Origin of the sequence: Roseburia sp. AF20-18LB (genome assembly GCF_003461185.1) — a bacterium.
Lineage (GTDB): Bacteria > Bacillota > Clostridia > Lachnospirales > Lachnospiraceae > Roseburia_C > Roseburia_C amylophila.
The window spans coordinates 51,387-71,566 of sequence record NZ_QTWP01000008.1 but is presented as its reverse complement, the minus strand read 5'-3'; the positions used below and the strand labels follow the sequence as shown (position 1 = coordinate 71,566).

The window sequence follows — 20,180 nt, the reverse complement described above, 5'->3', positions numbered from 1 at the left end:
AAATAAAAAAATTTGTGTTTTTGAAAGTGGGTGCCTATATAAAAAGCAATCACGAGAGCAAAATATATCGATAGAATCATTGAACTGAATGGCACTCCTGACATCAAGATTATCTTCATCGACTTCATGGATTTGGCGTATGAAAAAAATCAAGGAATAACATTCCTTACACGCCTATGTGTAAGAACATTATCAGGAAGGCAAAACGAACTATATAAAGGAGTCTTCATGAAAACATACAAAAACTATATAACATAGGGCATGAATGATTTTTTCTCCATCAAACTGGAATTTGTAATTACATTCCATACATATTGGCATTCTTTACAATCACTCTATCTCCTTTTTCTAATTGTTCCTTAGAAACTCCTCTTAACCCAAGTCCAACATGCTCTGTTTTATATCCACAACCATTTGATTTTCGTTCTTTTGTATGTATATCGATGGTAGTAATTATAGTCTCTAATACACCTCCATTTGTTTTATAAACACACGCATTTTCTCCTTCTCTACACATTCCTGCTGATATGTTTCCTGTGGCAACTGTTCCAACCCCCATAATTGTAAATACATCATCAATAATCAATTCAAAGTCTTCTTTTAAACATAATGGAACATCTAATCTGTTCATATACTCTTTTTCTCGCTCTTTTTTGCTTTTACCAAATAATCCCATAGTGTTTCTCCTTTATAACTTCCGATTGTTTTAATTCTTCTCAGTTCCACTTTCTTACCCTTCGGACAAGAAGTATCCCTCACTCAAAGAGCTCGGTCAATTATAAGTTGTTATTTCAATGCTTTTTTATCATTTTCTTTTTCATCATATTATGTTCAAACTCAACCCATGCGATTTCAGAAAATAGAACTATCATATAAATAACCACCTGAACCACAACGCCATCCAGCTTTTTAATAAAATATCCAAAAACAGCTTGTGTAATAAATAGCACACAACCCAAAATAATAAAATTTCTGCCATGTCTATGGTTCCATTCCGTAACATTTGTCAGTTCATCTTTACGAAGTGGTTTCTCTCCTGTATTTATTGATACTGGTTTTTCAGACCTATACTGCATAATTCCAAGTATGATAAAAATAAGTGAAACCAATAATGAAATTACCAAATAAATAATTGTAGCTGCCATGTCTATTCCTCCAATTCAGCCTCTGCTTCCACTCTCTCTGCTTCTGCCCTCTCCGACTCGGTCTGTTTCTTATTCTTCGCATTCTCCATATGCCGGCAAAGGAGTTATTCTTGAATTATAAGATGCACAGTGGGACAGTCCTATGTGCCTCCTTTGTTTTGATACCTCTATTAGATATCAGAACGGTCGTTGCCACAAGCAACACAAATTAACTTTTTCGTTTTTGCCGCAGTAAACTGGATGACCGGTCCGGAAATGAGGATTGTTACTATGGTGCATATGCCAAATTTTCCGCCCAGCATAACACCTGTCACAACCATCACGACATCCAGTACCGTTCGTACAATTTTTACCTGCCAGTTGTTCTTCTCTGCAAGAGAAAAAGTCAGTGCCTCATAAGAACCCCGCCCCAGGGAGGCTGCCGCATAAAATCCGGTTCCTATGGCAAAAATCACAATTCCTAATAACATGATAAGTGCATTTACCCATATATGCGTACTGTACACATGTGCATTTGCAAACAAATCTACACAAAGGCTATATACAATCTGATAAAGTATCGTGCCGATATGTATCTGTGACCTGTCATAGAAAAACGCAAATACAATCATAACTATGGCTACTATCATGGATGCCATACCGATGCTTACATGAAATGTTTTTGAAATTCCCTGCCATAATACCGCAAGGGTGGCACCACCAAATCCCGCATACAGCGCCAGCGTAATGCCATATGCCGCAACGACTGAACCAGCCACTATAATAATTAATTTTATTGTCCACTCCAATTTACTCATGTCATTCCGTTTTTCCATTCCATTCACTTATCATATTCCAACATCTATCCAATTTACACTTCCAAAATTTTACACTGTTCAAGTCCCGCACTCCAAAACTCCTCAATCGGCATACCTTTCACCTGACAGATAATGCTTGCATTCATCGCACCATGTCCCACAATCAGGATATCCTTACCTTCCTGTAGCTGCGGGTCTATCACTTCCTTCAAAAATGCTCCGGTTCTTGCAAAGAGTTCCTCCCAGGTTTCTGCTCCACCTATCGATTCGTGATATTCTCCCGGCTTTTGAAACAAAATATTAATCGGGCAATCCGGAATAGCAAAGCTGTTTTCGATTCCCTCATAATCACCAAAACTCATTTCCATCAGCCGTTCATCTTTTATTATTGGAATTTCCCGGTTTTTTAACACAATTTGTGCTGTCTCAACAGCCCTTATCAACGGAGAACAATAACACACATCTATGTGCAAATCCTTATACTCTTCCCATGCTTTTTCCGCCATCAGGCGTCCTTCTTCATTCAATGGGATATCCGCTCTTCCCTGTATTTTATGTAATGCATTCCATTCTGTTTTTCCATGCCGCATAATATATAACATCTTGAATTTCTCCTAAAATCATAGTTTTTAACTTATCTTTCTGTTTAATAAGCCCCACAAACTCAGGAAACCTATTGCAGCCCCAAGCACCACTCCGGCTACTTTCATTAATTCATTGTTCCTAAATTTTTTATCTGGAAGAATGCCCGCTTTATTATAAGAATATTTTATATGATCTGTAGTATATGCAGTTATGGTATCTCCCACCTCATATTCTGTATATACACTTTCCGGCACCTGCATCCGCTTATTATATTCATTCGTTTTGCCACCATGATAATAGAAGAAATAATTTTGAGATATGGCATTATCCGCCGTAGCATCTTCACTCTTTTTATCCGTTATCACAACATCTTCTCTATCATAATCTTCTCCTAATACCATCTCTTCCATTTGCCTGTGAAGTGCCTTCGACGTCAAAAATACGTTTAACCAGACCGCCAGAAAAGCTATGCTTAAAGCAGCAAAACAACTCCAGAACAGAACTTTCTTCTGCTTTCCGGTTAATCGTTCTTTTTGTTTCTGATGCTTCGCCAATTTGTTGCTCATGCTGTAATTCTCACATTCTTTCTAATCGTCTTACTTATCATACTTTTCCAGAAAATCCGTTGCCTTATCTTTATCTATATGCAGTTCCTCCTGCAGCAATAAAATAATTTCCTTCTCTGACTTTCCGAATCTGCGTCCAAGTTTTATAACTTCCTTCGTTTTTCCTACTATTTCGCCCTCTTCCAAGCCTTCTCTTTTTCCTTCTTTTCTGCCTTCCTCTTCGCCCTGTTTCCGAATTCTTTCTTCTCTCTCAAAGCTCTTCATATATGCAAGACCTACCTCTCCATCCCGCTTGACTGCAGTTACCATCCGGTGTAACTTTTTCAGTTTCTCGGTGGAAGCATTCTCTACGGATGAATGTTCCATGTAATGCAGTGAAAAGCAGGATTGCATATATCTCATGTTTTCCTAAACTTCCGCCTCTTCAATGCACTATGCGTTTATTAATTGTAATTAGAATTTAAAAGCATAGAATTCATTGAATTGATACTAGAAATTTAGACTGGCTTTCGCCATTCGAAAATCAGAATATATGCTTTGTGTTGATTGTAACAAATAAGTTCTTTGAATACAAGTAAATTTTTTCCGGCAGACATAACCCGAAAACATAATCTACAGCAGTCTTGTGGAAGAGCAGAATTGATTTGCTTGAACAGAAAAAGGCAACAACCCTGCCGGGCTGCTGCCTCTTTCTGTTTTTATGCTTATGCTCTTATTTCTTAATTTTATTCTGCTTTGTCATCTACTGTAACAGTGATTTTGTTCAGGTGCCAGATATCATCCACATATTCCTGAATCGTACGGTCAGATGAGAATTTGCCGGAAGCTGCAATATTTAAGATTGCTTTTCTAGCCCATTCTTTTTCATCTGCATATGCAGCATTAATCTTCTTCTGTGCTTCCACATAAGAACGGAAGTCTGCCAGAATAAAGTAAGTATCTGCGTACTGTGTGCACTGTGTATTCAGCAGTGAGTTGTAAAGGTCACGGAACAATTCCGGATCATTTGGTGAATAAAATCCGTTGATTAACTGCATCAGAACTTTACGGACATTCTGATCATTGTTGAAAATCTGCATTGGGTCATAATCGCGTTTCTGCTCATGAGCAATCACTTCGTCAGAGCTCATACCGAAGATAAACATGTTTTCTTTGCCGACTTCTTCTGCCATCTCAACGTTTGCACCATCCATGGTTCCGATGGTAAGCGCTCCATTCAGCATGAACTTCATATTACCGGTTCCGGATGCTTCCTTACTTGCGGTAGAAATCTGCTCGCTGACATCTGCTGCTGCAAAAATAATCTCTGCATTGGATACCTTGTAGTCTTCGATAAATACAACCTTAATCTTTCCGTTGATAGACTTATCATTGTTGATGACATCTGCAACAGAGTTGATTAATTTGATGGTAAGCTTTGCATTGCGGTAGCCTGCTGCTGCTTTTGCTCCGAAAATGAAAGTTCTTGGAATGAATTCCATATCCGGATGCTCTTTTAATTCATTGTAAAGATACATTACATGAAGAATATTTAAGAGCTGGCGTTTGTACTCATGCAGACGTTTTACCTGTACATCAAAGATAGAACGTGGATTTACTTCAATACCATTGTGCTCTTCAATATAAGAAGCAAGGCGCAGCTTGTTCTTATATTTGATATTTAAAAATTCCTGCTGAACCTTTTCATCATCTGCATAGAATTCTAATCTCTTGATGCGGGAAAGGTCTGTAATCCAGTCTTTTCCAACATATTTGGTTACCCAGTCTGCAAGCAATGGATCACCATGCATTAAGAAACGACGCTGTGTAATACCATTGGTCTTATTATTAAATTTCTCCGGGAACATCTCGTAGAAATCTTTTAATTCCTGTTTCTTAAGGATTTCTGTATGAAGTGCCGCTACACCATTTACAGAATATCCTGCACAGATTGCCAGATGAGCCATTTTAACCTGACCATCATATACAATTGCCATCTTCTCAATCTTATGGTTGTCTCCAGGATATTTCTGCTGGATTTCCAGTACAAAACGACGGTTAATTTCTTCTACAATCTGGTAAATTCTAGGAAGCAGTCTTGAGAAAATCTCGATTGGCCATTTCTCTAATGCTTCTGCCATGATGGTATGGTTGGTATATGCACAGCATTTTGTTGTAATATTCCATGCATCCTCCCACTCTAAGCCTTCTTCATCCAGTAAGATACGCATTAACTCTGCAACTGCTACGGTTGGATGGGTATCATTCATCTGGAATACTGCTTTTTCAGGAAGCATATGGATGTCTGGATGATTCTTCTTAAATCTTGCAATAGCACGCTGCAAGCTGGCAGATACAAAGAAGTACTGCTGTTTTAAACGAAGCTCTTTTCCTGCGATATGGTTATCATTCGGATAGAGAACTTCTACTAAGTTCTTTGCAAGGTTCTGCTGTTCGATTGCACGATGATAATCACCTTTATCAAAGGAATCCAGCTCGAAGCATTCCATTGGCTCTGCATCCCAGATCATCAATGTATTTACTACATTATTGTTATAACCTACGATTGGCATATCATAAGGAATTGCTTTTACAGACTGATAGCCTTCCTGTACGAATCTGGTTCTTCCATCTGGCTGTGCCTCTGCACGTACATATCCACCAAATTTTACTTCGAAATTGTATTCCGGACGTTTTAATTCAAATGGATATCCATTCTGTAACCAGTTATCCGGTTCTTCTACCTGATAACCATTTTCTATTTTCTGACGGAACATTCCATAATGGTAACGGATTCCACAACCATATGCCGGATATCCCAGAGTTGCCAAAGATTCCATAAAGCAGGCAGCAAGTCTTCCCAGTCCACCATTTCCAAGTGCCGGGTCCGGCTCCTGATCTTCTATGGCATTTAAGTTGATTCCCATTTCCTCTAAAGCTTCTTTCACTTCATTGTATACCGTTAAGTTAATCAGGTTATTGCCTAATGCACGGCCCATTAAGAACTCCATGGACATATAGTATACAATCTTTGGATCTGCTTTATCAAATTCCTGCTGGGTTGCAAGCCACTGGTCAATGATTACATCTTTTACAACGTAGGATACTGCCTGAAAAATTTCCTGCTCGCTTGCTTCATCCATTGTCTTACGATAGAGGTGTTTTACATTCTCAACCACCTCTTTTTTGAAGGTTTCCTTTTCAAACATTTTGCTTTTCATAATGTTCTCCTTTTGTTTCGATTCCGGTGTTTTTTGTGCAAAAAGGGAGCAGACCCCTGTCGGCTCCGCTCCCTTATCTTTATTCTGCTTATTTCTTTTCCACGCCAAGCACAACTGTTTCACCATTAATGTTCCATTCTTTCTGATATCCGTTCACCGTATCAGCCACAACGCTCTCAGCCAGAACTTCTTTTGCAATTTCATCTCCATATTTTGCGAAGATGTCTTTTACTTTCTGATCTGCCTTATAAGAAACAGTAATTTTATCCATTACTTCAAATCCTGCTTCCTTACGCATTGTCTGGATTTTGCTGATTAATTCTCTTACCATTCCTTCCTCTAAAAGTTCCGGAGTAAGGTTCGTATCAAGAACTACGGTCACTTCATTATCACCTTCTGTCATGTAACCTTCCTGCTGTGTCATGGTGATAAGTAAATCCTCTTCATATAATACAACTTCGTCGCTTATACTGTCAAGTTTCAGTGCACCTGTGCTCTTAAGCTCAGCCATTGCCTTGTTGCCGTCTAATTCTGCAAGTGCTTTCTGAATCTGACCTAAATATTTACCGAATTTCGGTCCAACGGTACGAAGCTGTGGTTTGAAGGTATAGCTAGTATATGCACTGACATCCTCTGTAAATGTCACTTTCTTTACATTCAGCTCATCTTCGATAATCTCTGTAAAGTATTCGGATAATTCAAATGGTGCTTTTACAAACATATTTCCAATCGGCTGACGGTTCTTGATGTTTGCAGTATTTCTGCAGGCACGGCCCATAACAACGATTTTCAATACTTCGTCCATATTTTTCTCTAATTCACTGTCTATCCAGCTCTCGTTTGCCACCGGATAGTCGCAAAGATGGATGCTTTCCGGCGCACTCTTGTCGATGCTGCATACCAGGTTCTGGTAAATTTCTTCTGTCATAAAAGGAATCATCGGCGCTGCTACCTTGCATACAGTTACCAGTGCAGTATAAAGAGTCATATATGCATTGATTTTATCCTGCTCCATGCCCTTTGCCCAGAAACGCTCACGACAACGTCTTACATACCAGTTACTCATCTCATCTACAAATTCATCCAGTGCTCTTGCAGCTTCCGGAATACGATAATTACCCAGATTATTATCTACAGTCTTAATCAGTGTATTGAGTTTGGAGAGAAGCCATTTATCCATAACGGAAAGTTTCTCATAATCCAGTGTATATTTGGTTGCATCAAATTCATCAATATTTGCATACAACACGAAGAATGCATAAGTATTCCAAAGTGTTCCAAGGAATTTACGTTGTCCTTCCTGTACTGCCTTTCCATGGAAACGGTTTGGCAGCCATGGTGCAGAATTAATGTAGAAATACCAGCGGATTGCATCTGCTCCGTAAGTCTCTAATGCATCAAACGGGTCAACGGCATTTCCTTTGGACTTACTCATCTTCTGTCCATTTTCATCCTGTACATGTCCCAATACGATAACATTTTCATATGGTGCTTTATTAAATAATAAGGTAGACTCTGCCATCAGGGAATAGAACCATCCACGGGTCTGGTCTACTGCCTCGGAAATAAACTGTGCAGGGAACTGCTGTTTAAAGAGGTCTTCATTTTCAAATGGATAATGATGCTGTGCAAATGGCATTGCTCCTGAGTCAAACCAGCAGTCAATTACTTCCGGTACACGATGCATTTCGCCGCCACAATCCGGGCACTTGAAGGTTACAGCATCAATGTATGGACGATGTAATTCTACTTTGGCATCATCCGGGTTGCCGCTACGTTCTGCTAATTCTGCACGGCTTCCGATACACTCCTGATGTCCGCAGGAACACTCCCATACAGGAAGCGGAGTTCCCCAGTAACGGTTACGGGAAATACCCCAGTCCTGAATATTTTCAAGCCAGTCACCGAAACGTCCTTTTCCGATAGATTCCGGAATCCAGTTTACGGTATTGTTATTGCGGATCAAATCCTCTTTTACTGCGGTCATCTTAATGAACCAGGATTCTCTTGCATAGTAAATCAGAGGAGTATCACAACGCCAGCAGTGTGGATATTCATGTTCAAATTTTGGTGCATCAAAGAGTAGTCCTTTTTCTTCCAGGTCTTTTAATACCATTGGGTCTGCTTTCTTTACAAATACACCGGCATATGGAGTCTCTTTGGTAAGTTCTCCTTTTCCGTCTACCAGCTGGACAAATGGAAGTTCGTATCTACGTCCAACCTGGGCATCATCTTCACCAAATGCAGGTGCGATGTGAACGATACCGGTACCATCTGTCATGGTTACATAAGTATCACAGGTTACATAGTAGCCTTTCTTATGCTGTTTCTCACAGATTTCCTTTGCGCAGTCAAATAATGGCTCATATTCCTTGTACTCTAAGGACTTTCCTGGGAAAGTATCCAATACTTCATATGCTTTTACGCCATTTTCTTCATCCGCAAATTTGCCAAGTACCTTATCTAACAGTGCTTCTGCCATATAATAAGTATATCCGTCAGCAGCTTTTACTTTACAGTAAGTCTCGTCCGGGTTTACACAAAGTGCAACGTTAGATGGAAGTGTCCATGGAGTTGTGGTCCATGCCAGGAAATATGCATCTTCTCCGATTACTTTGAATCTTACGATTGCGGAACGTTCTTTTACCGTCTTATATCCCTGTGCTACTTCCTGGGAAGAAAGCGGAGTTCCACATCTCGGGCAGTAAGGAACAATCTTGAAGCCTTTGTATAACAGCTTCTTATCCCAGATTTTCTTAAGAGCCCACCACTCAGATTCAATGAAATTATCATCATAGGTTACATATGGGTTATCCATATCAGCCCAGAATCCAACGGTTCCTGAAAAATCTTCCCACATTCCTTTGTATTTCCATACGGATTCTTTACATTTCTTGATGAATGGCTCCATACCATATTCTTCAATCTGCTCTTTTCCGTTTAAGCCTAAAAGCTTTTCTACTTCCAGCTCTACCGGAAGTCCATGGGTATCCCATCCGGCTTTACGTGGGACATATTTGCCCTTCATGGTCTGGTATCTTGGAATCATATCCTTGATAACACGGGTTAATACGTGACCGATATGTGGCTTGCCATTTGCAGTTGGCGGTCCATCATAGAAAGTATAGGTCTCGCCTTCTTTCCGGTTCTCCATACTTTTCTTAAAAATGTCATTTTCTTTCCAGAATTCTACAGTCTGCTTTTCTCTGTCCACAAAATTCAGATTTGGGGAAACTTTTTCGTACATGTTAGTCCTCCTTAAAATTTCAGTTTCTCGCTACCCGCGTAAAAAAGAATGTTCCTTGGCACATTCTCGCGCCTGCGGCGGTCGCTTGCGACATCTACCTTATACGCCGCAGTGTGCATCCTTGCGGAGCGTTTTTTACTTTACGGGGAAACAATTTCCTGTAAAGTAAAAAAGACGCCGTCCTGTAATAAGGACGCGCGCCTGCCGTTTCTAACCACCTTGTTACAACATACTTGAAGCTTACTGCTTCGCATATACGTTCCCGTAACGGGGGAAATCCGTCAGTTTCTACTAACGCAGCTTTGCCTGTTCGAACTGCAACTTGGAAGTGATTTTCATTTTCCATTTACTCATGCCGGTTTCCACCTGCCCCGGCTCTCTTTGACTTTCCATGGAAAACTACTCTCTTCGTCATCGTCTTTTCATATTCTTAATAAGTATAGAACCTGTATTTTTAAATGTCAATTCCTATTTTCAAATTTTCTATATCTACAGATGCTACTACCGGGAGCTTCTTACAGATTTCTGGCAGCTTCTTACAAATACTGAACAACACAAAACGAGGCGGCATCCTTCCGGATACCGCCTCTCGTTTATGTAGGAAACCCGCAATGAGTGTTTCTTATATTTCATTTACAATATGTCTCTTACAGGATTCTCTTAATCCATCCTTCCGGAGCTTCAATACGTCCCATCTGGATTCCGGTCAGAGTATCATAAAGTTTCTTTGTTACAGGTCCCATTTCTTCCATTCCACTTGGAATTAAGATTTCTTTGCCGTGGTCAACAATCTTTCCGATTGGAGAAATAACTGCTGCTGTTCCGCAAAGTCCTGCCTCTGCGAAGTCTTTTACTTCATCGAAGTATACTTCTCTGTGTTCTACTTTCATTCCAAGATAATGTTCTGCAACATATACCAGTGAACGACGTGTAATGGATGGCAGAATAGAATCTGACTTCGGTGTAACCAGTTTATTATCCTTGGTAACGAAGATGAAGTTTGCTCCACCTGTCTCTTCTACCTTAGTTCTTGTCTTAGGGTCTAAGTACATATTCTCATCAAATCCGTCTGCATGTGCAGTTACGATTGCATGAAGACTCATTGCGTAATTCAGACCAGCTTTGATATTACCGGTTCCGCAAGGTGCTGCACGGTCATAGTCACTGACACGGATGGTAATTGGCTTTGCGCCACCCTTGAAATATGGTCCTACCGGTGTACAGAACATACGGAACTGATATTCATCCGCTGGTTTTACACCGATTACAGGATTTGTTCCCATCATGTATGGTCTGATGTAAAGTGTTGCACCGGAACCATATGGTGGAACATATGCTGCATTTGCTTCTACTACCTTCTGTACTGCATCTACAAAACGCTCTTCCGGGAATACCGGCATTTCCAGTCTGCGTGCTGAATCTGCAAGACGGCTTGCATTTAAGTCAGGTCGGAAAGTAACGATATGTCCATCCTCTGTTGTATATGCTTTCAATCCTTCAAATACGGTCTGTGCATACTGGAATACACCCGCGCATTCATTCAATACAATATCTGCATCATCGGTTAAAGCTCCCTCATCCCATGCTCCGTTTTTGAAATTTGATACATATCTCTTATCGGTCTTTACATAACCGAATCCAAGATTAGACCAGTCTAAGTCCTTCTTTTCCATAATAACATCCTCCATTCATTTGTCGCAAATAGATGTTATAACCTGGTGTTATAGCTTTCTATTGTTCTATGTTTTTTCATTATTTTAGTCCTATAAAAGCTATTTGTCTAGTATTTTTTTCTAGGAATACATAATTTTCTCACTGCCAAACATTTTCGCCAGTACCGTTGATAAAATACCGGTATAAATAAGGTTGCTGACAAGACATGCCACAATATTGATTCCGCTGTAGGAGAAATCAAAAATTCCGGTCATGCCCTGCACACTGTTATAGAAAGGAATCAGATACCAGTAAAATTCCTTCGGTGCTCCGCTTCCAAGCATGGATGTAATGGAAATTACCATTACCACAACCATCAGCGGCATAATCATAGAACCGGCTTCCTTTACTGTCTTTGCAAATGCTGAAATTACAGCTAATGCTCCAACCAGTACCAATACTGTGGTAAGAATCACCAGCAATAAAAGGATATAATCAGTGACGCTGTATACGCTGGCATCCATTGCATTGGATTCTGTTCCCATTAATTTTGGAAGGGATAACATGGTACCCACAAAACTGGAAATTCCACTTAAAAGTCCGATAATGCCAAGGCTGATGATTTTTCCCATAGCAAGCTGCCCACGTTTCATCGGTGTTACCAATAAGGTAGCAATAGTTCCTCTCTCCTTTTCCCCTGCTATGGATTCCGGTGCAATTGCCATACATCCTGAGAAGAGGAATATCATAAGCAGCATTGGAAGCATCATGGAGAAAATCTGTCCGGTGCTGTCTTCCTTGCTGGCAAGGTCATATTCTGTGTCCCCGCTGTTGACATCAAACTTGTTTGCCATAGAAGCTTCATATCCATCTAATACTGCAGTCATAATCTGGTAACATGCTGTGGATTCGGTATCTGCAGAATTATAATATAAGGCTACCTGCGGAGCCGGTGTGGTAGCAGTCATGCTGTCATATGCCAGTACATCTGCTTCAAAATTTTCCGGAAATACCATCAGCATTTCCGCATCTTTATCGGTTACCGCCTGCTTCATATCCTCTTCGCTGATGCCATCTCTGTCTAAATATTCCAATTTAATATCACTGCCCTTTATCATGGAAGAAACAGTAGATGGCATATTTTCTGCATAAATACGGTAAGTATAATCCTCATCTGCTTCGAATTTGGAGGTCAGTCCACTTCCCATGAAGCTGTACATGATATAAATCAGTAAGCCCGGCATTAAAATAGTCGTAAATACCATTCTCTTATCCCCGAAGAAGCGGGCAAGTTCTTTCTTTATAATTGTCATAAGATTGTTTCTCATTCTGCTTCACCTACCGTTTCTTCATAGATTTCAAAGAATCTGTCTTCTAATGATTTGCCATTTTTCACTGCCTCTAATGTATCGCAGATAATCATTTCTCCCTTGATGATAATTCCGACTCTGTCACAGATTTTCTCAATCAGGCTGAAAATGTGGGTAGAAACGATGATGCTCTTTCCTTCTTTCTTAAGCTCTAACAGGAAATCCGTTACTACTTTGGCTGTCAGAACATCAAGGCCGTTGGTCGGTTCATCAAAGATAATGATTTCCGGGTCATGGACTAAGGAAATAACCAAAGAAACCTTCTGTTTCATACCGGTAGACATATCCTTTACTTTCACTTCTGCAAACTGTGTGATGCCGAAGCGGTCAAAAAGTCTCTTCTTTCTTTCATCCCGGACAGCCGGCTCTACTCCATATAAATCCGAAAAGAAATTATATAAATAATTTGGTGTAAAAAAGCCCTCTAGTTTCAGTTCACTGGTCAGAAAGCCGATCTTGCCACGTACTTCTTCCGGTGCATTAACAATACTGCTGCCATCTAAAACAGCATCTCCGGAATCCGGTTTAATCAGTGTTGCCAGCATACGAAGTGTGGTTGTCTTTCCGGCTCCGTTTGGTCCAAGCAGTCCAAACACCTCTCCCCGATAAGAAGTAAATGATAAATCATGCACTGCAATTCGCTTCTTCTCATTGGTTTTCTCAATCTTTTGTTGTTTCTGGGATAATGTAAAGGTCTTATTGAGACCCTTTACCTTCATAATCTCCTCCATAACTTCTCCTTTCAGTTATCGTCTTGATTGTACTATTGTATTATTACACTTGTGTGTCTGTGCGTCAAGCACTATTTTTTTCAACGGTTAGTGCTTTCCTTTTACTTTCCGGTATTTCCAGGTAAATGAAGCAAAAAGCACTGAACAGATTTGATTCTCCATTCAATGCTTCTTATGTTCTTCTTAAAAATTCTCAAAATTATGCTGCAGATAATCCTCTAAATCCTGATAGTCATCCGGTGCTTTCATTTCACCATCAAACTGATATTCATAACGTCTTAGGAATTCATCCGGCCCACTGGTTCTGCCTGCTGCATGAATAATCAAAAGCCAGTACGTTACAAATGCAAGTATACCAACTACAGCTGTTACAATACCTGCAACTGCCATTCCAGGGTTCTGTTTTTGTTTCACCAGATGTATAATTCCAAAAACAATTGCCAGAATTGCAGTTATAATATTGATTCCGGTGCAAAATAATACCAGTGAAATCAGCCCCAACACCATGGATGCAACTGCGAAACCTTTTCCCGGCTCCTCTTTCCGGTTATCTGCCGGACGCTGATTGTAATTTGGCGGGTACGGATTCCCATACTGCGGATTCTGGTTCTGATTCGGCGGGTATGGATTCCCATACTGCGGATTCTGGTTCTGATTCGGCGGGTATGGATTCCCATACTGCGGATTCTGATTTTGATTCAACGGATATGGATTCCTGTTATCTGGATACATTCTGCTTCACCAATTCCTTTTTAATAATAGTAGCTATATTCCAAAGAACTTAATGATACTGCACCAACGATGTACAGGATAAGTACCAGCACCAGAAGTGCAATGGTAATAATACTGCAAACAATACCTGCTGTTGCCATTGGGGAATGCTCGTTTTTCTTATTATAAAGAATGCCAAGGATTAATCCTACAATTGCACAAGGAAGTCCTACAATCCAGAAACAGATTGCCGGGATGGATACAATTCCCAGTACCATGGATGCAATTGCCATTCCTTTTCCGGATGAAGCCGGCTGGTTGTAACCATACTGTGTCTGGTCGAAGCTTCCATATGCCTGCTGCTGTGGCTGCTGATAAGTTCCATATCCCTGCTGGGACTGGTCATAACCATAGTTCTGCTGTGCATACTGCTGATTCTGGTTATAAGCCTGCTGGTCATAATTCTGCTGTGGCTGTTCATATGCCTGCTGTGGCTGGCTATATGTCTGCTGTGGCTGACTATATGTCTGCTGTGGCTGGCTATATGTCTGCTGTGGCTGGCTATATGTCTGCTCATTCGTTCCATTTTCAGTGTTGAAATTTTCTTCACTCATTATAATACATCCTCCATTAGTATAAAATATTTTCTCCCATTTATTGTAACAAATGCCTACCCCCATTACAAGAAAAATAAATGAAATTATAAAATTTTTATAAATTTTTTCTCATATATTTTATCATAAACTTTGCAAATCCGAAAAAAATGGTTATAATGAAGCATATTTATACTCATTACTTGCTTTTTTGTAAGTAAAAGTCTATAATTCATCTGACAAGACACCTGTATTTACAGATGTAAAAGAAAGGAATATCACATATGAGTACATTAAATTTGACATTGTTGACTGATCTTTATGAGATGACAATGATGCAGGGATACTTTAAAACCGGCAACCGTGATGTGGCTGTTTTTGACGCTTTTTACCGCACCAATCCATGTGATGGCGGTTATGCAGTCTGCGCGGGATTAGACCAGATGATTGACTATATCAAGAATCTTCATTTTGACGAAGAGGATATTTCCTATTTAAGAAGTTTATCCATCTTTGATGAAGACTTTTTAACTTATTTAAGTAACTTTAAATTCTCCGGTGATATCTATGCAATTCCGGAAGGAACTCTGATTTTTCCAAGAGAGCCTCTTGTAAAAGTGATTGCTCCGATTATGGAAGCCCAGTTAATCGAAACTGCAGTCTTAAATATCATCAACCACCAGAGCCTGATTGCCACCAAGGCTGCCCGCGTATGCTACGCTGCCCAGGGCGATGGCGTCATGGAATTTGGTTTAAGACGCGCCCAGGGTCCTGATTCCGGAACCTACGGTGCCAGAGCTGCTGTTATCGGCGGCTGTAAAGGTACCTCCAACGTACTTGCCGGTCAGATGTTTGACGTCCCGGTACTTGGAACCCACGCCCATAGCTGGATTATGAGTTTCCCGGATGAATATACCGCCTTCAAGAAATATGCAGAGCTTTATCCATCTGCCTGCATCCTTCTTGTCGATACCTATGATACTTTAAAATCCGGTATGCCAAATGCCATCAAGGTATTTAAAGAAATGAGAGATGCCGGCATTCCGCTTACCTACTACGGAATCCGTATGGACAGTGGCGACCTTGCTTATCTTTCCAAGAAAGTCCGCAAAATGTTAGATGATGCCGGATTCCCGGACGCAGTTATCTCCGCTTCCAATGATCTGGATGAGTATCTGATTGAAAGCTTAAAGATTCAGGGGGCTACCATTACTTCCTGGGGTGTTGGAACCAACTTAATTACTTCCAAAGACAATCCTGCTTTCGGCGGTGTATACAAGCTGGCTGCTATCCAGAATGAAGCCGGTGAATTCATTCCAAAGATTAAGCTTTCCGAAAATGTGGAAAAAGTTACAAATCCTGGCAATAAAACTGTTTATCGTATTTATGATAAAGAAACCGGTAAGATTAAGGCTGACCTTATCTGTCTGGTGGGCGAAGTCTTTGATGCATCCAAGGACATGAAGCTCTTTGACCCGAACGCCCCATGGAAGAAAACAACTCTTCCTGGTGGAAGCTATACACTGCGTGAACTTCTTGTTCCGGTTTTCCAGAAGGGCGAATGTGTTTACGAATCTCCAAGTGTTATGGATATTCAGCGTTACTGCACCAGAGAAAAAGATACCATCTGGGATGAGACAAAACGTTTCGTAAATCCACAGGAAATCTACGTTGATTTATCCGACAAATTATATGAAATGAAAACTGCTCTCTTAAATAAAGAGCATATGTAACTACAAGAAACACTCTTTGCGAGCATACAATTTTTCTCGTTACTCGCGTAAAAAAGAAACCGCCTTTACCGTTTTTCCCGGCATAAGGTGGTTTCTTTATATAAGCAATAATGCCCTCTGTTGTTTTTCTTTTCTACAAACCTACGCTCGTTTATTCACATTTTTTCTTTCAGCTTAGTTAAATCCGACAATCTTCTGGGTCAGCTTATATGCTGCAACGGAAATCTTTCTTCCACCCTTACCCGGAAGATTCATGGACTGTCCTAAAATCCCCCTTCTTAAATGATGGAAGAGACGAAGATCATAACCTTTGATATAAGACCACAGTTCCCGTTTCTTCATGAGATTTTCTTCTGTCTCGGAACGCAGGCAAAGTACTGTTGATACTACAGTAATAATTTCAAGGTAATTAAACATATATTTTCTTAATTTTGGGTTTGCAATTTTCCACAAATTCACTTCTTCTATCATCAGTTTATTTACCTTAATCTGCTGATCAATTCTTCCAATCATAACCTTTTCATTGACAGACTGGTCTTCCCTTCCGATAAAATAACGATAGAAATCCACATTCATATAATACATGGTCTTTACATATGGCAATGGATTGTATACAAAAAGATTATCCACATAGAAGGTGTGTCTTGGCAGCTCAAGTCCACAATCCTTTAATAACTGGGTACGGTAAATAACAGAATGCATCAGAATATAATGTCCCTTGCTGATATGCCTTACATCAGACCAGGTAAAGACTTCATTTTCCGGGAACATTCTGGTATATTTCATTACTTTTTTATGCTCTGCGCCCTGCTTCTCATATACGAAATTGCTGATAAACATATCAAGAGTAGTACTTCCGCCCACAAGTTCCCGTAATTTAGCAAGAATCTTGTGATAGCTCTCTTCATCTACCCAGTCATCACTGTCTACCACTTTAAAATACAGTCCGGTTGCATTGGCAATACCGGTATTTACAGCTGCACCGTGTCCACCATTTTCCTGATGGATTGCCTTAATAATAGTAGGATATTTCTTCTGATAACGGTCAGCAATCTCTGCTGTTGCATCCTTTGAGCCGTCATCTACGATTAAAATCTCCACATCTTCTCCACCTGTCAGCAGTGTTTCAATACAATGTTCCATATAATCCTGTGAATTGTAACATGGAATGGTTACTGATAATAATTTCATTCTTTTTCTCCAATCGTTTTTCGAAACATTTTATTTTAAAAGTTCTTTGGTAAGTTCTAATGCTTTCTCTGTCATGGCATCAATATTATAATATTTGTATTCTGCCAGTCTTCCCAAAAGATGCATGTTCGGATATTTTCCGGTCAGTGCTTTATATTTTTCATATAATGACTGATTTTCTTCATTTAAAATGGCATAATAAGGAATCTCTCCTTCTGCTCCACTGTATGCAAATGGATATTCCTTTACAATCGTGGTTCCATCTGCCTGCTGCCCGGTCAGATACTTAAACTCCGTAATTCTGGTATAATCCTCGCTTACCGTATAATTTACAACACTGTGTCCCTGATAATCCGGTTTGTCATAATATTCAAAATCAAAGCGGAGGGAACGATATGGCAGTCTTCCATAACAGCATGCAAACAACTCATCCAATGCTCCGGTATAAATGACATTTCCTTCGAATTTCTTTCCATCAAAATAAATGCCGTCCTCTGTAAATTTCAGTACCTCTCCGGCATCTACACCAGTTCTCACCTCAATGTCCGGATGGTCTAACATCTTTTCGAACATTGCGGTATAACCTTCCTTTGGCATACCCTGATATTTATCCTGGAAATATCTGTTATCATAAGAAATCAGCACCGGCACACGTCCTGTTACCTCCGGGCTTATCTCCTCTGGTTTCTGTCCCCACTGCTTCATCGTATAATAAAGGAAAACATTTTCGTATACATAATCCGCAATCTTCCGGATATCTGCATCTTCATTTTCCCGTAATTTCATAATCGGAACCCGGCTTCCCTCTCCGTATGCGGCAATCAGCTTCTGCTCTAACCGGTCTGCCTGCTCTTTCCCATAAACCATATGTAAAGTATTCAGGTTAAATGGTACCGGAATCAGTGTTCCATGCACATTTGCTACTACCTCATGACCAAAGAAATACCAGTCTGTAAATCTTGACAGATACTGATATACTTCTTCCTTATTTGTATGAAAAATATGTGGACCATATTCATGTATTACAATTCCATGGTCATCCGGTCTGTCATAACAGTTTCCTGCAATATGATTTCTCCGTTCCAATAAAAGAACCTTCTGCTTTCCTTCTTCTGCCAACTTTCTTGCTGCCACACTGCCGGCAATTCCGGCTCCGATTACAATGCTGTCGTACATTTCTGTTCTCCTTCCCCCTTGGTAATCCTCATTCAATTATACACATTTGTCATTTGTTTTCCAATTCATTTTTTCTTAGGATTTCTTTAAGGCACTTCGTTTACAATTTATTCATATTTTATTTACAGCCTTCTAACAATCCGGGCATATTGTTTTCACATTCTGCTTTTATACTATAACTAAGCTGAGAAAGAAAAAAGCGATAATTTTATTTTTTCATAGACCTTGCAGCTGATGCAAGGTTCCTCCCAAAAAATAGTGTTTTTAACACTTACCATAAAAAATCTTTTTCATATGAAAGGCCGGTGATAATCACCGGCTCCCTCTTTTTTCTATGGCTTTTCTGCTATTCTTCCTTATATCTGTCATTTCCAAGACGAATGTTCATATATCCTGTGTATCTGGAAAATGCTGCCGGAATCGGATACTGTTCTTCCGTTTCTTTCACATCCACAAAGAGCATATTCTGATACTCCTGCTCCGTCTCATCAATCTGCACTGCATATCCTGTCATATGCCATTCAATATGGGAAAAAATATGCCTGCTGTCTTCTAATTTTTTCAAACGAATCGGTGACAACCCCATTTTCTTAAGATAGGTAATAACTTCCTCTTCCTTAAGATGCCCTTCCACATTTGGAAATTCATAGAGTCCAGCTAAAAGTCCCTTGTTGGCCCGTTTATGCAAAAGAACCTTATCCTCTGCCTTTATAACAAGAACTGTTCTGTCCTCTATCCTTCTTGCCTTCGCCTTGCTCTTTACCGGAAGTTCTCTCCAGCGTCCGCTCTTTTGTGCCCGGCAGACTTCTTTCCAAGGACATGCTTCGCATAAAGGTGCCCCATTCGGCAGACATACCGTTGCACCAAGCTCCATCAGTGCCTGGTTAAAAGCTCCCGCCCTGTTTTCCGGCATAATTTCTAATAAATCCTGTTCCATTGCCGTCCGCACAGATGCTTTCATGATATCCGCATCATCCTCTGTTACCCGGGATATGACACGGAGCACATTTCCATCCACCGCCGGTACCGGAATGCCAAATGCGATAGATGCGATGGCTCCTGCCGTATAATGACCAATTCCTTTCAACTTTGTCAGTGCCTCATAATCTGCCGGAAGCTCTCCATGATAATTCTCCATGACCGTCTGTGCTGCAATCTGCATATTTCTCACCCGGTTGTAGTATCCAAGTCCTTCCCAGAGTTTCAAAAGCTTCTCCTCCGGGCAGTCTGAAAGCGCTGCCACATCCGGCAGCTCCTTTAAAAACCGGTCAAAATATGGTTTTACCGCTTCCACTCTGGTCTGCTGCAGCATAATTTCAGACACCCACACCCGGTATGGGGTCGGCTCATTGCGCCAGGGCAACACTCTGGCATGGTCTTTAAACCAATTTAATAATGGTTCTATCAGGGTTGTCAGGTCAAATGGTTCTCTCATGATTCCTCTTTCTAATTCTAATTCTATTTCTGTTTCGTGGGTGCAGG

Annotated in this window: 17 protein-coding genes and 1 pseudogene; 2 read left to right on the top strand and 16 right to left on the bottom strand. The window is 40.3% G+C overall.

Translation table 11 applies throughout. The features are described 5' to 3' along the window. Positions 1-2 precede the first annotated feature (2 nt). Positions 3-181 (top strand): annotated as a pseudogene (locus DWX65_RS15430) (ATPase); the annotation flags it as partial. A gap of 117 nt (positions 182-298) precedes the next feature. Here the strand turns inward: DWX65_RS15430 and DWX65_RS12815 are convergent. The 13 genes from DWX65_RS12815 to DWX65_RS15425 form a co-directional block, all read right to left on the bottom strand. Next, positions 299-676: a hypothetical protein gene (locus DWX65_RS12815; RefSeq protein WP_118057280.1), complete on the bottom strand. Its 378-nt coding sequence runs from the start codon at positions 674-676 to the stop codon at positions 299-301. Positions 677-791: 115 nt separating this feature from the next. Further along, on the bottom strand, positions 792-1,145 hold the full coding sequence (locus DWX65_RS12810; protein WP_022243417.1) for a hypothetical protein: 354 nt from the start codon (positions 1,143-1,145) through the stop codon (positions 792-794). A gap of 170 nt (positions 1,146-1,315) precedes the next feature. Next, positions 1,316-1,942: a YczE/YyaS/YitT family protein gene (locus DWX65_RS12805; protein ID WP_118173567.1), complete on the bottom strand. Its 627-nt coding sequence runs from the start codon at positions 1,940-1,942 to the stop codon at positions 1,316-1,318. 53 nt (positions 1,943-1,995) lie between these two features. Beyond that, positions 1,996-2,544: a histidine phosphatase family protein gene (locus DWX65_RS12800; RefSeq protein WP_117699079.1), complete on the bottom strand. Its 549-nt coding sequence runs from the start codon at positions 2,542-2,544 to the stop codon at positions 1,996-1,998. A gap of 27 nt (positions 2,545-2,571) precedes the next feature. Further along, positions 2,572-3,093, bottom strand: a complete 522-nt coding sequence (locus tag DWX65_RS12795) for a hypothetical protein (protein WP_118087774.1) — start codon at positions 3,091-3,093, stop codon at positions 2,572-2,574. A 30-nt stretch (positions 3,094-3,123) separates the two neighbouring features. Continuing rightward, entirely contained in the window at positions 3,124-3,495 is a 372-nt protein-coding gene (locus tag DWX65_RS12790) for a hypothetical protein (RefSeq protein ID WP_118173555.1), read from the bottom strand. A 323-nt stretch (positions 3,496-3,818) separates the two neighbouring features. Next, positions 3,819-6,293 (bottom strand): glycogen/starch/alpha-glucan phosphorylase, encoded by a 2,475-nt coding sequence (locus DWX65_RS12785; RefSeq protein WP_118173566.1) that lies wholly within the window; start codon positions 6,291-6,293, stop codon positions 3,819-3,821. An 88-nt stretch (positions 6,294-6,381) separates the two neighbouring features. Further along, a complete protein-coding gene (gene ileS, locus DWX65_RS12780) occupies positions 6,382-9,540 on the bottom strand; it encodes an isoleucine--tRNA ligase (RefSeq protein ID WP_118173554.1) in 3,159 nt (1,052 codons plus the stop codon). Between the two features lie 647 nt (positions 9,541-10,187). Continuing rightward, positions 10,188-11,213, bottom strand: coding sequence for a branched-chain amino acid aminotransferase (locus DWX65_RS12775; RefSeq protein ID WP_117841706.1), 1,026 nt, complete (start codon positions 11,211-11,213; stop codon positions 10,188-10,190). Positions 11,214-11,333: 120 nt separating this feature from the next. Continuing rightward, positions 11,334-12,521: an ABC transporter permease gene (locus DWX65_RS12770; protein ID WP_118173553.1), complete on the bottom strand. Its 1,188-nt coding sequence runs from the start codon at positions 12,519-12,521 to the stop codon at positions 11,334-11,336. Then, a complete protein-coding gene (locus DWX65_RS12765) occupies positions 12,518-13,294 on the bottom strand; it encodes an ABC transporter ATP-binding protein (protein ID WP_117699085.1) in 777 nt (258 codons plus the stop codon). The genes DWX65_RS12770 and DWX65_RS12765 overlap by 4 nt, the downstream gene beginning before the upstream one ends. 183 nt (positions 13,295-13,477) lie before the next feature. Beyond that, a complete protein-coding gene (locus DWX65_RS12760; RefSeq protein ID WP_117699086.1) occupies positions 13,478-14,026 on the bottom strand; it encodes a DUF4190 domain-containing protein in 549 nt (182 codons plus the stop codon). Positions 14,027-14,046: 20 nt separating this feature from the next. After that, complete coding sequence (locus tag DWX65_RS15425) at positions 14,047-14,619, bottom strand: DUF4190 domain-containing protein (protein ID WP_242997873.1); 573 nt, start codon at positions 14,617-14,619, stop codon at positions 14,047-14,049. Positions 14,620-14,882: 263 nt separating this feature from the next. On the opposite strand from DWX65_RS15425, the gene DWX65_RS12750 reads away from it, so the two are divergent. Beyond that, the gene (locus DWX65_RS12750) at positions 14,883-16,331 is read left to right on the top strand and encodes a nicotinate phosphoribosyltransferase (RefSeq protein ID WP_118173552.1); all 1,449 of its coding nucleotides are present in this window, start codon (positions 14,883-14,885) and stop codon (positions 16,329-16,331) included. Between the two features lie 174 nt (positions 16,332-16,505). Here DWX65_RS12750 and DWX65_RS12745 read toward each other — a convergent pair whose 3' ends face one another. The 3 genes from DWX65_RS12745 to mutY form a co-directional block, all read right to left on the bottom strand. Beyond that, positions 16,506-17,522 carry a glycosyltransferase family 2 protein gene (locus DWX65_RS12745; protein WP_117698548.1) on the bottom strand — a complete coding sequence of 339 codons (1,017 nt, stop codon included), beginning with the start codon at positions 17,520-17,522 and terminating at the stop codon, positions 16,506-16,508. Positions 17,523-17,552: 30 nt separating this feature from the next. Further along, on the bottom strand, positions 17,553-18,698 hold the full coding sequence (gene glf, locus DWX65_RS12740; protein ID WP_022243429.1) for a UDP-galactopyranose mutase: 1,146 nt from the start codon (positions 18,696-18,698) through the stop codon (positions 17,553-17,555). Between the two features lie 346 nt (positions 18,699-19,044). Then, a complete protein-coding gene (mutY, locus tag DWX65_RS12735) occupies positions 19,045-20,133 on the bottom strand; it encodes an A/G-specific adenine glycosylase (protein WP_118173551.1) in 1,089 nt (362 codons plus the stop codon). Between the last annotated feature and the right edge of the window lie 47 nt (positions 20,134-20,180).

Coding starts and splice junctions, on each gene's coding strand:
- DWX65_RS12815 (WP_118057280.1), bottom strand. CDS start 676: ATGGGATTATTTGGTAAAAGCAAAAAAGAGCGAGAAAAAGAGTATATG.
- DWX65_RS12810 (WP_022243417.1), bottom strand. CDS start 1,145: ATGGCAGCTACAATTATTTATTTGGTAATTTCATTATTGGTTTCACTT.
- DWX65_RS12805 (WP_118173567.1), bottom strand. CDS start 1,942: ATGAGTAAATTGGAGTGGACAATAAAATTAATTATTATAGTGGCTGGT.
- DWX65_RS12800 (WP_117699079.1), bottom strand. CDS start 2,544: ATGTTATATATTATGCGGCATGGAAAAACAGAATGGAATGCATTACAT.
- DWX65_RS12795 (WP_118087774.1), bottom strand. CDS start 3,093: ATGAGCAACAAATTGGCGAAGCATCAGAAACAAAAAGAACGATTAACC.
- DWX65_RS12790 (WP_118173555.1), bottom strand. CDS start 3,495: ATGAGATATATGCAATCCTGCTTTTCACTGCATTACATGGAACATTCA.
- DWX65_RS12785 (WP_118173566.1), bottom strand. CDS start 6,293: ATGAAAAGCAAAATGTTTGAAAAGGAAACCTTCAAAAAAGAGGTGGTT.
- ileS (WP_118173554.1), bottom strand. CDS start 9,540: ATGTACGAAAAAGTTTCCCCAAATCTGAATTTTGTGGACAGAGAAAAG.
- DWX65_RS12775 (WP_117841706.1), bottom strand. CDS start 11,213: ATGGAAAAGAAGGACTTAGACTGGTCTAATCTTGGATTCGGTTATGTA.
- DWX65_RS12770 (WP_118173553.1), bottom strand. CDS start 12,521: ATGAGAAACAATCTTATGACAATTATAAAGAAAGAACTTGCCCGCTTC.
- DWX65_RS12765 (WP_117699085.1), bottom strand. CDS start 13,294: ATGGAGGAGATTATGAAGGTAAAGGGTCTCAATAAGACCTTTACATTA.
- DWX65_RS12760 (WP_117699086.1), bottom strand. CDS start 14,026: ATGTATCCAGATAACAGGAATCCATATCCGTTGAATCAAAATCAGAAT.
- DWX65_RS15425 (WP_242997873.1), bottom strand. CDS start 14,619: ATGAGTGAAGAAAATTTCAACACTGAAAATGGAACGAATGAGCAGACA.
- DWX65_RS12750 (WP_118173552.1), top strand. CDS start 14,883: ATGAGTACATTAAATTTGACATTGTTGACTGATCTTTATGAGATGACA.
- DWX65_RS12745 (WP_117698548.1), bottom strand. CDS start 17,522: ATGAAATTATTATCAGTAACCATTCCATGTTACAATTCACAGGATTAT.
- glf (WP_022243429.1), bottom strand. CDS start 18,698: ATGTACGACAGCATTGTAATCGGAGCCGGAATTGCCGGCAGTGTGGCA.
- mutY (WP_118173551.1), bottom strand. CDS start 20,133: ATGAGAGAACCATTTGACCTGACAACCCTGATAGAACCATTATTAAAT.